Annotated in this window: 15 protein-coding genes and 1 tRNA gene; 12 read left to right on the top strand and 4 right to left on the bottom strand. The window is 75.3% G+C overall.

The window, feature by feature from the left end:
• Nucleotides 1-176 precede the first annotated feature (176 nt).
• Nucleotides 177-1,673, top strand: coding sequence for an AAA family ATPase (locus tag ACI79V_RS15560; protein WP_456890565.1), 1,497 nt, complete (start codon nt 177-179; stop codon nt 1,671-1,673).
• 32 nt (nt 1,674-1,705) lie between these two features.
• Here ACI79V_RS15560 and ACI79V_RS15565 read toward each other — a convergent pair whose 3' ends face one another.
• Nucleotides 1,706-1,939 (bottom strand): hypothetical protein, encoded by a 234-nt coding sequence (locus tag ACI79V_RS15565; protein WP_456890566.1) that lies wholly within the window; start codon nt 1,937-1,939, stop codon nt 1,706-1,708.
• A 505-nt stretch (nt 1,940-2,444) separates the two neighbouring features.
• Here ACI79V_RS15565 and ACI79V_RS15570 point away from each other — a divergent pair.
• The gene (locus ACI79V_RS15570; protein WP_456890567.1) at nt 2,445-3,524 is read left to right on the top strand and encodes a hypothetical protein; all 1,080 of its coding nucleotides are present in this window, start codon (nt 2,445-2,447) and stop codon (nt 3,522-3,524) included.
• Between the two features lie 74 nt (nt 3,525-3,598).
• Here the strand turns inward: ACI79V_RS15570 and ACI79V_RS15575 are convergent.
• The 3 genes from ACI79V_RS15575 to ACI79V_RS15585 form a co-directional block, all read right to left on the bottom strand.
• Nucleotides 3,599-3,670 (bottom strand) — tRNA-Arg (locus ACI79V_RS15575).
• Nucleotides 3,671-3,722: 52 nt separating this feature from the next.
• Complete coding sequence (locus ACI79V_RS15580) at nt 3,723-4,403, bottom strand: DUF305 domain-containing protein (protein ID WP_456890568.1); 681 nt, start codon at nt 4,401-4,403, stop codon at nt 3,723-3,725.
• 7 nt (nt 4,404-4,410) lie between these two features.
• The gene (locus ACI79V_RS15585; RefSeq protein WP_456890569.1) at nt 4,411-5,262 is read right to left on the bottom strand and encodes a DUF3105 domain-containing protein; all 852 of its coding nucleotides are present in this window, start codon (nt 5,260-5,262) and stop codon (nt 4,411-4,413) included.
• A gap of 181 nt (nt 5,263-5,443) precedes the next feature.
• On the opposite strand from ACI79V_RS15585, the gene argS reads away from it, so the two are divergent.
• From argS to ACI79V_RS15635, 10 genes are all read left to right on the top strand, one after another.
• Nucleotides 5,444-7,105 (top strand): arginine--tRNA ligase, encoded by a 1,662-nt coding sequence (argS, locus tag ACI79V_RS15590; RefSeq protein ID WP_456890570.1) that lies wholly within the window; start codon nt 5,444-5,446, stop codon nt 7,103-7,105.
• Nucleotides 7,102-8,592: a diaminopimelate decarboxylase gene (gene lysA, locus ACI79V_RS15595; RefSeq protein WP_456890571.1), complete on the top strand. Its 1,491-nt coding sequence runs from the start codon at nt 7,102-7,104 to the stop codon at nt 8,590-8,592. The genes argS and lysA overlap by 4 nt, the downstream gene beginning before the upstream one ends.
• Entirely contained in the window at nt 8,589-9,878 is a 1,290-nt protein-coding gene (locus tag ACI79V_RS15600; protein ID WP_456890572.1) for a homoserine dehydrogenase, read from the top strand. The genes lysA and ACI79V_RS15600 overlap by 4 nt, the downstream gene beginning before the upstream one ends.
• On the top strand, nt 9,875-10,954 hold the full coding sequence (gene thrC / locus ACI79V_RS15605; RefSeq protein ID WP_456890573.1) for a threonine synthase: 1,080 nt from the start codon (nt 9,875-9,877) through the stop codon (nt 10,952-10,954). Before ACI79V_RS15600 ends, thrC begins: the two co-directional genes overlap by 4 nt.
• Nucleotides 10,951-11,901 carry a homoserine kinase gene (gene thrB, locus ACI79V_RS15610; protein ID WP_456890574.1) on the top strand — a complete coding sequence of 317 codons (951 nt, stop codon included), beginning with the start codon at nt 10,951-10,953 and terminating at the stop codon, nt 11,899-11,901. Before thrC ends, thrB begins: the two co-directional genes overlap by 4 nt.
• 245 nt (nt 11,902-12,146) lie before the next feature.
• On the top strand, nt 12,147-14,303 hold the full coding sequence (gene rho / locus ACI79V_RS15615; RefSeq protein WP_456890575.1) for a transcription termination factor Rho: 2,157 nt from the start codon (nt 12,147-12,149) through the stop codon (nt 14,301-14,303).
• 162 nt (nt 14,304-14,465) lie between these two features.
• Nucleotides 14,466-14,690: a 50S ribosomal protein L31 gene (gene rpmE, locus ACI79V_RS15620; protein ID WP_456873755.1), complete on the top strand. Its 225-nt coding sequence runs from the start codon at nt 14,466-14,468 to the stop codon at nt 14,688-14,690.
• Between the two features lie 117 nt (nt 14,691-14,807).
• Nucleotides 14,808-15,887, top strand: coding sequence for a peptide chain release factor 1 (gene prfA, locus ACI79V_RS15625; protein WP_456890576.1), 1,080 nt, complete (start codon nt 14,808-14,810; stop codon nt 15,885-15,887).
• Between the two features lie 11 nt (nt 15,888-15,898).
• Complete coding sequence (gene prmC, locus ACI79V_RS15630) at nt 15,899-16,747, top strand: peptide chain release factor N(5)-glutamine methyltransferase (protein ID WP_456890612.1); 849 nt, start codon at nt 15,899-15,901, stop codon at nt 16,745-16,747.
• Nucleotides 16,748-16,753: 6 nt separating this feature from the next.
• Entirely contained in the window at nt 16,754-17,395 is a 642-nt protein-coding gene (locus tag ACI79V_RS15635; RefSeq protein ID WP_456890577.1) for an L-threonylcarbamoyladenylate synthase, read from the top strand.
• The last annotated feature ends 126 nt before the right edge of the window (nt 17,396-17,521 follow it).

Here is a 17,521-nt window from a genome sequence, read left to right on the forward strand (position 1 = left end):
TCGACTGCGTGCTGCTGGCTCAGGACGGCCTCCTCGATCGGCCCGGGTGAGTCCGCCCAGGATCGTCCCCTTGCGGGCGCCGGGCGACCAGGGACCCCCGGCCGCGGAGCCGCGGGCGAGTGCGGTGATGGCTACGCTGCGCCGCTACGTCCGACCGACCGGGAGCAGGTGGCGCTGTGGCGAGCGAGGCATCCGAGACCGAGGCCAGGGAGTTCGCCGCCGGGCTGCGGTCGCTGCTCGAGTGGCTGCACGTCCCGGGCCAGGGAGCGGGCAACGAGGTCGTCGCGCTCGTGCAGGAGACGCTCGGACCGGCCGGTCTGCAGGAGTCGGTGGTCGCGCGGGAGCTGGCGGCCTTCGAGCACGTCAACCTGCAGACCGCACTCGACGCCTGGGCCGCGGCCGACGGACGCACCGTGGAGGTGCGCGGCGTCGTGCTCCCGCCGCACTTCGGCGGGATCGACCTGCAGCAGCTGATGACCGGCGAGGGGCTGCCGCCGGTCCGGCTGAGCGCGCCCTCGGTGGTCGACCTGCCGAACGGTCCGGGGTCCACGCTCGCCTGCCTGCGGCTGGCCCTGGTGCTGGTCAGCGACGACGCCGGCCGCTACGTGCTGCTGGTGCAGGGGCCCAGGGAGCACGAGCAGCCGACGCTGCGCGTCGAGGTCGCCGGGCTGCCGGTGCAGCGGGCGCAGGGTGTGCTCGCCGAGCTCGACCGGCTGCGCCGGGAGCTGAACGTGTACCGCGGCCGGCTGGTCGAGGTCACTCCCGGGCCGATGGGCCAGGTCGTGCTGACCTTCCTCGACCCGCCGGACCTGCAGCGCGACGACGTCGTGCTGCCCGCCGCCGTCCTCGACCGGGTCGAGCGGCACTCCCTGGGCGTCGCCGGGCACCGCGCGGGCCTGCGGGCCGCCGGCCAGCACCTCAAGCGCGGCCTGCTGCTCTACGGGCCGCCGGGCACCGGCAAGACGCACACCGTGCGCTACCTGCTCGGCCGGATGGACGACTACACCCGGCTGCTGCTCACGGGCCGCTCGCTCGGCGTGGTCGGCTCGGTCACCGAGCTGGCCCGCGACCTGCAGCCGGCCGTGGTGGTGCTCGAGGACGTCGACCTCGTCGCCATGGACCGGTCCTTCGGCCCCGGCGGCAGCCCCGTGCTCTTCGACCTGCTCGACGCCATGGACGGCGCGGCTCCCGACGCCGACCTGCTGTTCGTCCTGACCACCAACCGGGCCGACCTGCTCGAGCCGGCGCTCGCTGCCCGGCCCGGCCGCATCGACGTCGCGGTGGACGTCGACCTCCCGGACGCCGCGGCCCGCCGCCGGCTGCTGGAGCTGTACGGCCGCGACGTGCCGCTGCGGCTGGCGGAGGACGACGTGGCGCGTGCCGTCGAGCGCACCGAGGGCGTGACCGCCTCGTTCCTCAAGGAGCTGCTGCGCCGCGCGGTCCTGGAGGCGCTGCACGAGCAGGACCCGGTGGTCGAGGTCACCGCCGCGCACGTCGACCGCGCGCTCGACGACCTGCTCGACTCCACCCAGCAGGTCACCCGCACGCTGCTCGGCGTGGGCGGCGGGCCGGAGGTCGCGGACGGCGACGTCGACGGTGACGGCTACGGCGTGCCCGGCCCGGCGCCCGCGGTGGTGGTGACGGGCTCGTACGTCCCCTACCGCCCGCACTGACCTCCCCCGAGGGCGGTCGAGGAGGCACGGGGTCAGCGGGACCGCCTGGCGGCCCTGCGCTCGGCCTTGAGCCGGGCCTCGCGGGCCCGGGTCTCGATCGCCTCGCGGGTGTCCCGGCCGTCCGTGCGGCCGAGGAACCAGCGCAGCAGCCGCGCGAGAGCGAGTTCGGCTCCGGCGTGGTTGCCCGTCCCGCCCTGGGACTCCTCGCCGAGGAAGCTCGGGTCGGGGGCGTGCCAGGGGTCCTGGCGGGGGTCGGGGCGGGGCATCGCGGTCCTCCCTGGATGGACGACGTCCGCGGTGGTCACCGCGTACCCGTCGTCATCGGCCGCCGGCCCGTCGACTCGAGGCGAGCGCTCCGCCGGGACGAGGAAGGTCCCGTCGGTGGCCGTCTCCGGGCGGCCGGCGCGGCCTCGTGCGTCGTGGTCCGGGACCGGCGACCGCTGACCCCGGCTCCGGCGCGTCGTCGTCCCGGAGCGCACGGAGCAGTTCCGGATCCTCCCCGGGGCCGCTACCGTCCGTCGGGCCACCGCGACCGGGTGGCGCGGGCACGGGGGCCGGCGTGGTGGGGGAGCTCGTGGGCATCACCGGTGACGACTCGTGCGGGCAGTGAGCCGACGGGCACTGCTGAGCTGGGCGGGGGCCTCCGTGCTCGCCGCCACCGGCTGCAGTATCGGAGTGCGGTCCTTCACGACGGCGACGGAGAGCGCGCCCGCGCCCGCCATCACCCCGGCTCCACCGCCTCCCGGACCCCCGCCGGCTCCGGTCCCCGCGGTGCGGCTGATCGGCGACGGGTCGACGGCCGACACCGGACCGCAGCCCCACCAGCCCGTCCCGCGGCGGCTGCTGCCCGGCGAGCGTCCGCCCCAGTTCGTCGTCTTCTCCTGGGACGGCGCGGCCAACCTGTCCTCGGGTCAGTTCCCCCGGTTCCGGCGGCTGGCGCAGGAGATCCACGCCTCGATGACCTTCTTCCTCACCGGGCTGTACGCGCTGCCGGTCGACCACCGGATGCAGTACGCCCCGCCGCGGCACCCGGTCGGCTCCTCCGACATCGGGTTCCTGTCGACCCAGGAGGTGCTCGACACCATGGCCGAGGTCCGCCTCGCCTGGCTGGACGGGCACGAGATCGGTACCCACTTCAACGGCCACTTCTGCGGTGAGACCGGCGTCCGGTCGTGGTCCCCGGAGGACTGGACCAGCGAGATCACCCAGGCCAAGCGGTTCGTGCAGACCTGGAAGACCACCACCGGCCGCAGCGACCTGCCGCCGCTCCCCTTCGACTACGACGTCGAGCTGATCGGGGGCCGTACCCCGTGCCTCGAGGGCCAGGACGGACTGCTCCCGGCCGCTGCCGCGCTGGGGTGGAGGTACGACGCCAGCTCACCCGGCGGGCAGCAGGTCTGGCCCGGGAGGAAGCTCGGTCTCTGGGACTTCCCGCTGCCGTCGGTGCCCTTCCCGAGCAGCGATCCGGGCTCGAGCGGCGGCGCGCTCGCCATGGACTACAACTTCATGTACCGGCAGTCCCGGGGCGACGTGTCCGGTGACCCGGCGATGTACGACGCCTGGCGGCAGCAGGCCCGGGACGCCTACCTGGCCGGGTTCGAGCGCGCGTACACGACCAACCGCGCGCCGTTCTTCGTCGGCAACCACTTCGAGCAGTGGAACGGCGGGATCTACATGGACGCCGTGGAGGACACCCTGCGGGCCATCGCCGGCCGGCCCGAGGTGCGGCTGGTGTCCTTCCGTCAACTGGTGGCCTGGCTGGACGCGCAGGACCCCGCCGTCCTCGACCGGTTGCGGACCCTGCCGGTGGGCACGGCCCCGGCCGGCGGCTGGGAGTCCTTCCTGGCCTGACCCGTCCGGCGGCACCGCGCCGCGGACACGACGGAGGCCCCGCAGCGACTCGCTGCGGGGCCTCCGACCCGGTGTGCCCCCGGCAGGATTCGAACCTGCGCACCCGCCTCCGGAGGGCGGTGCTCTATCCCCTGAGCTACGGGGGCTCGGGGCAGGGGAGAAGTTACCAGCCGTCCCCGGCCACCCCGACGCCGGGAGTCAGGGCGCCGGCAGCGGCGTCCCGCCCCGCGCGGTGAGCATGTCGACCATCGTCGTCACCTCGGCGCTCTGCGTGTCGGCGATGGAGCGGGCCAGTCTCCGCACGGCGGGCTCGGCGGCGTTCTCCGCCGCGTACTGCGCCATGTCGAAGCCGCCCTGGTGGTGACGGGTCATCAGCCGCAGGAACTCCACGTCGAACGCCGTCCCGGTCAGGGACCGCAGCTGCGCCAGCTCCGCCTCGGTGGCCATCCCGGGCATCACCGCGCCGTCGGCCCCTGACGCGCCGTGACCGGCGTGCTCCCCACCCATCCAGGCCATGTGGTCGCCGCCGGAGCGCGACAGCCCCCACAGCGACAGCCAGCCCTCCATCCGGCCGGCCTGGTTGGTCTGCGTGCTGGAGATGTCGAAGGCGAGCCGGCGGACCTCGGGGTCGGTGCTCCGCTCGAGCGCCAGGTTGGCCATCTCGACGCCCTGCCGGTGGTGCACCGCCATGTCCCGGGAGAACCCGGCGTCGACCGAGTCGGCCGTCGGCGTCTCCTCCTGGCCGATGCCCAGCCCCACCGCCAGCGCCCCGCCGAGGGCCACCAGCGCGACGGCGATGACGGCCAGCAGGACGGCGCGCAGGCCGCGGCGGCCCGGGGCCGGGGCGTCCTGGTCCGGGCGGACGGCGGTGGCGGTCATCGCGGCCTCACTCCGTGCTGGTCCCGTCGGCCGCCGCGGTCGGCGTGGTCGGGGCGTCGGTGGTCATGGCGTCGGTGCCGCGGCTGCCCTCGCCGGTGACGAGCGGGTCGGCGACGAAGTCGGGGTTCTCGCAGCTGGCGCCGATCTCCGGGTAGGCGCCCTCGACCTCGCCGTTGAAGGTGAGGAAGTCGGCGAACTGCTCGATCCGCGGGTCGTCGGCCGAGTCCACCTTGAGCTGGTGGTTCCACGACTGCAGGCTCACCGCGGCGTCCAGGCCGGCGTAGGGCGACAGCAGCCGGCCGGAGATGCCGTCGACCAGCCCCTCGAGCCGCGTGACGTCGTCGTCGGAGAGCCGCTCCGGGTCGTAGGCGATCCAGACGGCGCCGTGCTCGAGGGAGTGCACGGCGTTCTCGTGCCGGATGTCGGCGTCGTAGACGGTGCCGGTGCAGTCGGCCCACTCGCCGTCGTGCGGCCCGCCGACCGGCGGCGACTGCTCGTACTGCACCGGGGTGGTCACGTGCTCCTGGCCGGCGGCGTAGTCGAAGCTCTCGATGCCCGCGATCTCGTCGATCGAGTCGATGCGCGCCTCGTCGGCCTCGCGCACCTGCAGGACGGCGTAGGTGATCGCCGCGGCGGCGAAGACCACGACGGCGACCGCGGCGGCGATCAGGCCCCACGGCCGCTGCTGGGTGACCACCTGCGTCGGCGGCCGGGTGCGCCCACGCCCGCCGGTGCCGCGGTTCGGCGTCCTGCCCGTCGAGGCGGGGCGCGCGCCGGAGCCGCCCCTGCCCGTCCCGCCGCCGGAGCGGGTCGCCCCGCCTCCGGCGCGGCCGGAATCGGGCTTGCGGTCCTTGGCCACGTGCTCTCCTCGGTGATCGTCGAGTGGTGCGTCCGCCGGTCGTGGCGCAGCATGGGTGCGCGCCGGCGCGGCAGGTCTCGCGCCCGCCCTCGCCCGGGAGTCTAGGTCGGGTTCCTGTGCGTGCCCCGGCACCGCGGGTACGGCGCGGAACCGGGTCGCGCCCGCTGCGTACGCTTCCCGGGTGACACCGGAGCAGTTGCGCGACCTCGTCCGGGCCGTCGTCGCGGCGGTGGTCGAGCGCGGCACGCTCGCCGTCGCCGTCCCCGACGACGTCGTCGTCGAGCGCCCCAAGAACCCCGAGCACGGCGACTACGCCACCAACGTGGCCCTGCGGCTGGCCAAGCCGGCCGGCCGGCCGCCGCGCGAGGTGGCCGAGGCGATCGCCGGGGAGCTGCGCACCCGGCCGGGCATCGGGCGGGTCGACGTCGCCGGCCCGGGCTTCCTCAACATCACCCTGACGCAGGGTGCCCTGGGCCGGATCGCGGTCGACGCGGTCACCGCCGACGCCGCCTACGGACACACCGACGCGCTGGCCGGGCAGCGGCTCAACCTCGAGTTCGTGTCGGCCAACCCGACCGGCCCGGTGCACATCGGTGGCACCCGCTGGGCGGCCGTCGGGGACGCCCTCGGCCGGCTGCTCGAGGCCAGCGGCGCGACCGTGACGCGGGAGTACTACTTCAACGACGCCGGCGCGCAGATCGACCGCTTCGCCCGCAGCCTGATGGCCGCCGCGGCCGGGCGGCCGGTGCCCGAGGACGGCTACGCCGGCGACTACGTCGGCGAGATCGCCGCGCAGGTGGTCGCCGCCGAGCCCGGCGTGCTCGAGCTCCCCGAGGCCGAGCAGCAGGAGCGCTTCCGCGAGCGCGGCGTGGAGCTGATGTTCGCCGAGATCAAGCGCACGCTGGCCGCGTTCGGCGTCGAGTTCGACGTCTACTTCAGCGAGCGCACCCTGCACGAGACCGGGGCGCTGGAGAAGGCGATCGCGCGGCTGCGGGAGAACGGCCACGTCTACGAGGCCGACGGCGCCGTGTGGCTGCGCACCACCGACTTCGGCGACGACAAGGACCGGCCGCTGGTCAAGAGCGACGGCGACCCGACCTACTTCGCCGCCGACTGCGCCTACTACCTGGACAAGCGCTCCCGGGGCTTCGACAAGGTCGTCATCATGCTCGGCGCCGACCACGCCGGGTACGTCGGCCGCTACAAGGCGCTGGTGGCCGCGGTCGGCGACGACCCCGAGGCCAACCTGGAGATCCTGCTCGGCCAGCTGGTCAACCTGGTCCGCGACGGCGAGCCGGTGCGGATGAGCAAGCGCGCCGGCACCGTCGTCCTGCTCGAGGACCTCGTGGACGCCGTCGGCGCCGACGCCGCCCGGTACGCCCTGGCCCGGGCCTCGGTCGACCAGCAGATCGACCTCGACCTGGACCTCTGGAGCCGGCAGACCAACGACAACCCGGTCTTCTACGTCCAGTACGCGCACGCCCGCATCTCCTCGGTGCTGCGCAACGCCGCCGACCTGGGCATCGCGCTCGGGGAGGCGGGGGACGTCGACGTCGCCCTGCTGACCCACGAGCGGGAGAACGACCTGCTGCGCGCGATCGGCGAGTTCCCGCGGGTGCTGACCTCCGCGGCGGAGCTGCGCGCGCCGCACCGGGTGGCCCGCTACCTGGAGGAGCTGGCCGGCACCTACCACCGCTTCTACGACGTCTGCCGGGTGCTGCCCCGCGGCGACGAGGAACCCGGGCCGCTCACCACCGCGCGGTTGTGGCTGTGCGCCGCCACCGCGGTGGTGCTGCGCAACGGCCTGGGCGTGCTCGGGGTCTCCGCCCCGGAGCGGATGTGAGGGCGCACCCGGCGGGGCCGCTGCACGGCGCCATGGCCCCGCCGCCCTCGGCCGGCACGCCGCCGGAGGACCTCGGCGCCCTCGACGAGCAGGTCTGGCCGCGCTCGTCCCGCCGGGTCGACGGCGAGCTGCACCTGGCCGGCCGGCCGGTCACCGAGCTGGCCCGCGCGCACGGCACCCCGCTGTTCGTCCTCGACGAGGGTGACTTCCGCGGCCGTGCCGCCGACTTCGCCACCGCCTTCGACGGCGCCGACGTCCACTACGCCTCCAAGGCGTTCCTCTGCGGCCAGGTGGCCCGGTGGCTCGCCGACGACGGCCTGCACCTGGACGCCTGCAGCGGCAACGAGATGGCCGTGGCACTGGCCGCCGGCTTCCCCGCCGAGCGGATCGCGCTGCACGGCAACAACAAGTCCCTGGTCGAGCTGCAGCTGGCCGTCGACGCCAGCATCGGGCACGTCGTCCTCGACTCCTTCGACGAGATCGACCGGCTGGTGCCCATGGCGGCGGCGCGGGTGGCGGCCGGGGGAGCCCCGGTCCCGGTGCTGGTGCGCACCACCGTCGGCATCGAGGCGCACACCCACGAGTTCATCGCCACCGCGCACGAGGACCAGAAGTTCGGGTTCTCCCTGGCCACGGGCGACGCGCTGACCGCCGCCGTGCGGGTCATCCGGGAGCCGGCGCTGCACCTGACCGGCCTGCACAGCCACATCGGCTCGCAGATCTTCGACACCGCCGGCTTCGAGGCCGCCGCGCACCGCGTGGTGGGGCTGATGGGCCAGGTGCACCAGGCCACCGGCGAGGTGCTCGAGGAGCTCAACCTCGGCGGCGGCTTCGGCATCGCCTACCTGCCCGACGACGACCCGGTCACCCCCGGCGACGTGGCCCGCCGGCTGCGCACCGTGGTCGCCGCCGAGTGCGCCGCGTTGGACCTGCCGGTGCCCCGGCTGGCGGTCGAGCCGGGCCGCGCCATCGCCGGCCCGGGCACCGTGACGCTGTACGAGATCGGCACCATCAAGCCGGTGCGGCTGGGCAGCGGCAGCCACGGTGCGCCGCCGGTGCGCAACTACGTCTCGGTCGACGGCGGGATGAGCGACAACATCCGCACCGCCCTCTACGACGCCGACTACACCTGCGTGCTGGCCAACCGCACCTCCGACGCCCCGCCGGCGCTGTGCCGCGTCGTCGGCAAGCACTGCGAGAGCGGCGACGTGCTGGTCCGCGACCTGTGGCTGCCCTCCGACGTGCGGGCCGGCGACCTGCTCGCCGTCGCCGCCACCGGCGCCTACTGCTGGTCGATGGCCAGCAACTACAACTACCTGCTCAAGCCGCCCGTGGTCGCCGTCCGGGACGGCGTCGCCACCGAGATCGTCCGGCGGCAGACACTGGCCGACGTGTTCGCCCTCGACGCCGTCCTCGCGAACCGCCCCGCGCCGTCGCCGGCGGTCGACCAGCCCGCGCCCGAGCACCCGGTGGGAGCCCAGTCGTGACGCCCCTGAAGGTCGCCCTGCTCGGCTGCGGCACGGTCGGCGGCGCGGTGCTGCGCCTGGTCGGCGAGCAGGCCGCCGACCTCACCGCCCGCGTCGGCCGCCCGGTGGAGGTCGCCGGGGTCGCCGTCCGCCGTCCCGACCGGCACCCCGACGTGCCCGCCGGGCTGCTCACCACCGACGCGCACGGCCTGGTCACCCGCGACGACGTCGACCTCGTCGTCGAGGTCATCGGCGGGATCGAGCCGGCCCGCTCGCTGATCCAGGCCGCGATCGAGTCCGGCAAGTCGGTGGTCAGCGCGAACAAGGCGCTGCTCGCCGAGGACGGCGTCGCGCTGCACGCCGCGGCGGCCAAGGCCGGCGTGGACCTGTACTACGAGGCGGCGGTGGCCGGGGCGATCCCGCTGCTGCGCCCGCTGCGCGAGTCGCTGGCCGGCGACCAGATCCGCCGGGTCGTGGGCATCGTCAACGGCACCACCAACTACATCCTGTCGCGCATGGCCGAGACCGGCGCCGGGTTCACCGAGGCGCTGGCCGAGGCCACCGAGCTCGGCTACGCCGAGGCCGACCCGACCGCCGACGTCGACGGGTTCGACGCCGCCGCCAAGGGCGCGATCCTCGCCTCGCTGGCCTTCCACACCGCGGTCACCGCCTCCGACGTGCACCGCGAGGGCATCTCCGCGGTGACCGCGACCGACGTCGCCCGCGCCGCCGAGATCGGCTGCACGGTGAAGCTGCTGGCGATCTGCGAGCGCGTCGCGGGGCCCGACGGGGACTCGGTCGCCGTCCGCGTGCACCCGGCGATGATCCCGACCACCCACCCGCTGGCCGCCGTCGGCGGGGCGTTCAACGCCGTCTTCGTCGAGGCCGAGGCCGCCGGGCAGCTGATGTTCTACGGGCAGGGCGCCGGCGGCGAGCCCACCGCCAGTGCCGTCCTCGGCGACCTCGTCGCCGTCGCCCGCAACCGGGTGGCCGGGGCCGCCGGCGCCGGCCCCACCGCCTACGCCGAGCTGCCGACCCGGCCGATCGCCGAGACGCCGACCCGTTACCACGTCAGCCTCGACGTCGCCGACGTGCCCGGCGTGCTGGCGACCGTGGCCACCGAGTTCGCCCGGCACGAGGTGAGCATCGCCACCGTCCGCCAGGACGGGCACGGCGACGCCGCCACGCTGGTCATCGTCACGCACAGCGCACCGGACGCGGCGCTGTCGGCCACGATCGCCGCGCTGCGGGAGGTGCCCGCGGTCCGCGGGGTGACCAGCGTGCTCAGGGTGGAGGGGTTGTCATGACGGGGACGCTGCCGGGTGCCGTCTCGCCGGCCTGGCCCGGCCTGATCGAGGCCTACCGGTCCCGGCTGCCGGTGAGCCCGGCGACGCCGGTGGTCACCCTGCACGAGGGCGCCACCCCGCTGGTGCCGGCGCCCGAGCTGTCGCGGCGCACCGGTTGCGAGGTGTTCCTCAAGGTCGAGGGCGCCAACCCGACCGGGTCGTTCAAGGACCGCGGGATGACCATGGCCATCACCAAGGCCCTGGAAGAGGGCTCCCAGGCGGTCATCTGCGCCTCCACCGGCAACACCAGCGCCAGCGCCGCCGCTTACGCCGCGCGCGCCGGGATGGTCTGCGCCGTCCTCGTGCCGCAGGGGAAGATCGCGCTCGGCAAGCTCGCCCAGGCCCTGGTGCACGGCGCCAAGCTGCTGCAGGTCGACGGCAACTTCGACGACTGCCTCGCGCTGGCCAGCAAGCTCGCGATCGACTACCCGGTCAGCCTGGTCAACAGCGTCAACCAGTTCCGCATCGAGGGGCAGAAGACCGCCTCGTTCGAGATCGTCGACGTGCTCGGCGACGCCCCCGACGTGCACTGCTTGCCGGTCGGCAACGCCGGCAACATCACCGCCTACTGGCAGGGCTACCGCGAGTACGCCGACGACGGCCCGGCCACCAGGCGCCCGCGGATGTGGGGGTTCCAGGCCGCCGGTGCCGCGCCGATCGTCACCGGCCGGGTCGTCGAGCAGCCGACCACCATCGCGACCGCGATCCGGATCGGGAACCCGGCGTCGTGGACCAAGGCGCTGGCCGCCCGCGACGAGTCCGGCGGGCGCATCGACGCGGTCACCGACCGCGAGATCCTCGCCGCCTACCGGTTGCTGGCCCGCACCGAGGCGGTCTTCGTCGAGCCGGCCTCGGCCGCGTCGGTGGCCGGGCTGCTCAAGGTGGCCGCGGCCGGCGAGCTCGAGCCCGGGCAGCGCGTCGTGTGCACGGTGACCGGCAACGGGCTCAAGGACCCCGACTGGGCCATCTCCGGAGCGCCCGCGCCGGTGACCGTGCCGGTCGACGCCGCCGCGGCCGTCGCGCAGCTCGGTCTGTGAGCACCCCCGCCGTCCGGGTGCAGGTCCCCGCCACCAGCGCGAACCTGGGCCCCGCCTTCGACTGCGCCGGCCTCGCGCTGACGCTGCACGACGTCGTCGAGTTCGCCGTCGCGGACGCCGGGCTGTCGGTGGAGGTCGCCGGCGTCGGGGCGGAGGAGCTGCCCGCCGACGAGCGGCACCTGGTCGTCCGGTCCTTCCGCGACGCGTGCGACCTGCTCGGCTGGTCGCCGCCGGGCCTGCGGGTGCGCGCGGTCAACGCCATCCCGCAGGGCCGGGGGATGGGTTCGTCGGCGGCGGCTGTCGTCGCCGGCGTGGTCGGCGCGTTCGAGCTGTGCCCCGGCGTCGACGTCCGCGACGACGGCGCGGTGCTGCGGCTGGTGTCGGACCTGGAGGGCCACCCCGACAACGTCGCCGCCTGCCTGCTCGGCGGGGCGACGCTGTCCTGGACCACGCCGGCCGGGGCGCGGGCCGACCGGCTGCCGGTCAGCGCCGAGGTGGCGCCGGTGGTGCTCGTCCCCGAGGGCACGCTCGCGACGCACACCGCGCGCACGCTGCTGCCCGCCGCGGTGCCGCACTGCGACGCCGCGTACAACGCCGCCCGCGCGGCGCTGCTGGTGCACGCGCTCATCGCCGAGCCGGGGATGCTGCTCGAGGCCACCGACGACCGGCTGCACCAGCGGCAGCGCGCGGCCGCGATGCCCGGCACGCTCGCGCTGGTCGACCGGCTGCGCGCCGCCGGCCACGCGGCGGTCGTGTCGGGTGCGGGCCCGAGCGTGCTGGTGCTCGGGCGGCACCGGGCCGGCGACGACCGGGCCGATCCGGCGTCGGCCGGCCACGTGCGCGAGGTGATCTCGCTCACCCCGGAGGGGTGGCGCGTGTACCCCCTGGAGGTGGACCACGGTGGCGCACGAGTGTCGGCCGTGACGCCTGGGGTATCGTCTTCGTAACGAGGAACACTCCGCCTGACAGCGGTGTTGTCCCGACCGTGGGGCGAGCCTAGGCTTCCTGGCGTAGCCGCCCTCGGGCGAGCCTCGCGCGGAACGTTGCAGACGACCTTCCTGTCGACGCTGATCCCGCTCCGCACCCATCGGATCCGCCGCTCCCTCCTGTCCCGAACCCGTCGGGACCGGGGCCGGCGCCGGGTCACCCCCTGTGCCGGTAGGCGCAGGTCACAGCAGGGAAGGACCTGTACGTGAGCGAAACCACCGACCTCGCGACCGTCGGCGCCCCCGAGGGCGTCGCCACGGGCGAGGCACCTGCCGCTCCTGGCTCGGCGGGCCGGACCCGCCGCCGCGGCAGCGGGCTGGCCGGGATGCTGCTCCCCGAGCTCCAGCGACTGGCCGCCGAGCTGGGCATCTCCGGTGTCGGCCGCATGCGCAAGGGCGACCTCGTCGCCGCCATCTCCGCCCGTCAGGTCGACAGCGCGCCGGGCGCCGTCCCGGCGCCCAGCGCCCCGGCCGACGAGGCCGGCTCCGCCTCCGGCGCCCCCGCGACGCGAGGCGTCGCCGCGACCGCCCCGCCGGTCGAGGCCCCTGTCAGCGGAGGCGCGAACGGCGGCCCGCTGACCGGGACCGCCGCCCCGGTCGCCGAGGGTGCCCCGCGCCGCCGCCGGGCGGCCAGCCGCCCCGCCGGCGCGCCGACCCAGGCCGCCGAGGCCGCGCCGGCCGTCCCCGTCACCGACGCCGCGCCTGCCGAGGCCGCGCCGGCCGCCGACGCCCCGACCGCCCCGCCGGCAGAGCGCACCGAGCGCACTGACGGCGAGCGGACCGACGGCGACCGTCCCGAGCGCGGCGAGGGCGAGCGCCCGGCCCGCAACCGGGACCGCAACCGCAACCGCGACGGCCGCGACACCACCCGCGAGGGTCGGGACACCAGCCGCGACACCAGCCGCGACACCGCCCGCGACGGCGAGCGGACCGGTCGTGACGGCGAGCGGACCGGTCGTGACGGTGAGCGCACCGGCCGCGACGGGCGGGACGGCCAGCGCGACGGCAACCGCGGTCCCGACCGCGGTGACCGCGCCGAGCGCAGCGGCCGCCCGGACAACCGCACCGACCGCGCTGCCGACGGCCGCAACGACGGCCGCAACGACGAGGACGACGACGACTTCGAGGGCGGCCGCGGCCGCCGCGGCCGCCGCTACCGCGACCGCAACCGCCGCAACGGGCGCGAACGGTTCGAGCAGCAGGGCGAGCCGACCGTCAGCGAGGACGACGTCCTCCTGCCGGTCGCGGGCATCCTCGACGTGCTCGAGAACTACGCGTTCGTCCGGACCTCGGGCTACCTGACCGGCCCGAACGACGTCTACGTGTCCCTGTCGCAGGTGCGCCGGCACGGCCTGCGCCGCGGTGACGCCATCACCGGCGCCGTCCGCCAGCCGCGGGAGGGGGAGCGCAAGGACAAGTACAACGCGCTCGTCCGCCTCGACACGGTCAACGGGCTCGAGCCCGAGCAGGCGCGCAACCGCCCCGAGTTCACCAAGCTGACCCCGCTCTACCCGCAGGAGCGCCTGCGGCTGGAGACCGACCCGCACCAGCTGACCACGCGTGTGATCGACCTGGTGATGCCGATCGGCAAGGGTCAGCGCGCGCTCATCGTGTCGCCGCCCAAGGCCGGCAAGACGATGGTGCTGCAGGCGATCGCCAACGCGATCACCACGAACAACCCCGAGTGCCACCTCATGGTCGTCCTCGTCGACGAGCGGCCCGAGGAGGTCACCGACATGCAGCGCTCGGTGAAGGGCGAGGTCATCGCCTCGACCTTCGACCGGCCGCCGTCGGACCACACCACGGTCGCGGAGCTGTCCATCGAGCGGGCCAAGCGCCTGGTCGAGATGGGCCACGACGTCGTCGTGCTGCTGGACTCGATCACCCGCCTGGGCCGCGCCTACAACCTGGCCGCCCCGGCCAGCGGGCGCATCCTCTCCGGCGGTGTCGACTCCACGGCGCTCTACCCGCCCAAGCGCTTCCTCGGCGCCGCCCGCAACATCGAGAACGGCGGCTCGCTGACCATCATCGCCTCGGCGCTGGTGGAGACCGGGTCCACCATGGACACGGTCATCTTCGAGGAGTTCAAGGGCACCGGTAACGCGGAGATCAAGCTCGACCGCCGGCTGGCGGACAAGCGGGTCTTCCCGGCCGTCGACGTCAACGCGTCGGGCACGCGCAAGGAGGAGATCCTCATGTCGCCCGACGAGCTGGCCATCGTCATCAAGCTGCGCCGGGTGCTCGCCGCGCTCGAGCCGCAGCAGGCCCTGGAACTGCTGCTCGCCCAGCTGCGCAAGACGCGCAACAACATCGAGTTCCTCATGCAGGTCCAGAAGAACACGCCCGGCACCGCGCTCGACTAGCGCCACCGGCGGGGCCGGCGAGCAGCCACCCGCCGGCGGGGCCCGGCCGATCAGGGATACTGGTCGGCCGAGCCCCGCGCCAGCGCCGTGCGGACGGCCGGAATGACCGGCCCGTCACCGGCGTTCGACCACCTGAACGGCCCAGACCCCGGAAGAGGCGACATGAAGCCCGGCATCCACCCCGACTACCACACCACCACGGTGACCTGTGGCTGCGGGAACACCTTCACCACCCGCAGCACGGCTCCCAACGGTCAGCTGACCGTCGAGACCTGCTCGGCCTGCCACCCGTTCTACACGGGCAAGCAGCGCATCCTCGACACCGGCGGCCGCGTGGCCCGCTTCGAGAAGCGCTTCGGCAAGCGCGGCGCGAACGCCGGCAAGTAGCACCTCCGACGGCGCCCGTCCCACCTCGCGTGGGGCGGGCGCCGTCGTCGTGTCCGCCCCATCCCCTCGTGCACTTCCGCGGAAGTGCCCGCCACGTCCCGCCCGAGAGGTCCTGTGATGAGCAGTCCCACCGACGCCGCGCCCGACCGGCTGCGCGGGCTGCTCGAGGAGCACGCCGCGCTCGAGACCGAGCTCGCCGACCCCGCGGTGCACGCCGACCCCGGCCGCGCCCGCCGGCTGGGCCGCCGCTACGCCCAGCTCGCGCCCGTCGTGGAGACCGCGCGCAGCCTGGACGCCGCCCGCGACGACCTCGCCGCCGCCCGTGAGCTGGCCGCGGAGGACGCGTCCTTCCACGACGAAGCACGTCAGTTGGAGCTCCGCGTCGACGGGCTCACCGACCGGCTGCGTGAGCTGCTGCTGCCGAAGGACCCCGACGACGACAAGGACGTCATCCTCGAGATCAAGGCGGGGGAGGGCGGCGCGGAGTCGGCGCTGTTCGCCGGCGACCTGCTGCGCATGTACCTGCGCTACGCCGAGCGCCGGGGCTGGGCCACCGAGGTGCTCGATGCCGTCCCCGCCGAGCTCGGCGGCTACAAGGACGTCTCGATCGCGGTGAAGTCCCGCGGCGACGAGGGCATCTGGTCCCGGCTCAAGTTCGAGGGCGGCGTCCACCGCGTGCAGCGGGTGCCGGTCACCGAGTCGCAGGGCCGCATCCACACCTCCGCCGTCGGCGTCCTGGTGCTGCCCGAGGCCGAGGAGGTCGACGTCACCGTCGACCCGAACGACCTTCGCATCGACGTCTTCCGCTCCTCGGGTCCCGGCGGGCAGAGCGTGAACACCACCGACTCCGCCGTCCGGATCACCCACCTGCCCACCGGGATCGTGGTCAGCTCGCAGAACGAGAAGAGCCAGCTGCAGAACCGCGAGTCGGCGCTGCGCGTGCTGCGCTCCCGGTTGCTGGCGGCCGCCCGTGAGGAGGCCGCGGCCACCGCCAGCGACCAGCGGCGCAGCCAGGTCCGCACGGTCGACCGCAGCGAGCGGGTGCGCACCTACAACTTCCCGGAGAGCCGGATCTCCGACCACCGGGTGGGCTTCAAGGCACACAACCTCGACCAGGTCCTCGACGGCGAGCTCGACCCGGTCATCGACGCGCTGACCCGCGCGCACACCGCCGAGCTGCTGGCGGCCGGGTCCTGAACACCCGCACGCTGCTCGCCGGCGCCGCCCGTCGGCTGGCCGACGCCGGCGTCGACTCGCCGCGCGTGGACGCCGAGCTGCTGCTGGCGCACGTCCTCGGCCGCCCGCGGGCGGCGCTGCTCACCCTCGACGACGTCGACGAGGACACCGCCGCCCGCTTCACCGCGCTGCTCGACCAGCGCGCCGCCCGCGCCCCGCTGCAGCACCTCACCGGCCGGGCGCCCTTCCGCCATCTCGAGCTCGCCGTCGGACCGGGCGTGTTCGTGCCGCGGCCGGAGACCGAGCAGCTCGTCGAGTGGGCGCTGGGGCGGCTGGCCGGCCTCGACGAGCCGGTCGTCGTCGACCTGGGCAGCGGCTCGGGCGCCATCGCGCTGTCCCTCGCCCACGAGCACCCCGGCGCGCGGGTCACCGCCGTCGAGCGCGACCCGCAGGCGCTGGAGTGGACCCGGCACAACGCCGCGCTGCGCGCCGCCGCGGGCGACCGGCAGGTCACCGTCCTCGCCGGGGACATGACCGACCCCGGCCTGCTGCGCGAGCTCGACGGCGCCGTCGACCTCGTCGTCTCCAACCCGCCCTACGTGCCCGACGGCGCCCGGGTGCCGCGCGAGGTCGCCGACCACGACCCGCCGCTGGCGCTGTGGGGCGGCCCCGACGGCCTCGACGTCGTCCGCGGCCTGCTGCGCACCGCAGGCCGGCTGCTGCGGGCCGGCGGCGCCCTGGGCATCGAGCACGCCGACCAGCAGGGGAGCGCGCTGCCCGCGCTCGTCCGCGGCACCGGCGACTTCGCCGACGTGGCCGACCACCCCGACCTGGCCGGCCGCCCGCGCTACACCACCGCCGTCCGGGGTGGGGGAGACTGACCGCCCGTGGCCGACGTCTACGACTGCACCGACCCCGCCGCGCGCACGGCGGGCCTGGACGCCGCCGCGGCGGCGATAGCCCGCGGTGAGCTGGTCCTGCTCCCCACCGACACCGTCTACGGCGTCGGTGCCGACGCCTTCTCCCCGGCGGCGGTCGCCGGCCTGCTCGCGGCGAAGAACCGCGGCCGCGCGATGCCCGTGCCCGTGCTGATCGGGGAGGCCTCGACGCTGGCCGGGCTGACCATGAGCGTCCCGGCCGCGGCGTCCCGCCTGGCCGAGGCGTTCTGGCCCGGCGGGCTGACCCTCGTCGTCGAGCACGCGCCCTCCCTGGCCTGGGACCTCGGCGACGCGGAGGGCACCGTCGCCGTCCGCCTCCCCGACGACGACGTCGCCCGCGACCTGCTGCGCCGCACCGGCCCGCTGGCCGTGTCCAGCGCCAACCGCTCCGGCCGGCCCGCCGCGACCACCGCCGAGGAGGCGGTCGCCCAGCTCGGCACGCACGCCGCGGTCGTGCTCGACGGCGGACCGCGGACCGGCTCGGCGGCCAGCACGATCGTGGACTGCACCGGCTCCGTGCCGCGCGTGTTGCGGGTGGGCGCGGTCCCCGTCGAGCGGCTGCGCGAGGTCCTCCCTGACGTCACTGACTAGGCCGCACGGGAACGCTCGGTCCCGCTCCGGTCACGGCGCGGGCGATACCGTGGGGAGACCGCCCTGCCGTCTCGCCCAGGGAGCACCGCCGCGATGAGCCCCTCCGCCGCGCGCCCGGCCCGGGTC

The sequence above is a fragment of the Geodermatophilus sp. SYSU D00700 genome, from assembly GCF_054050255.1.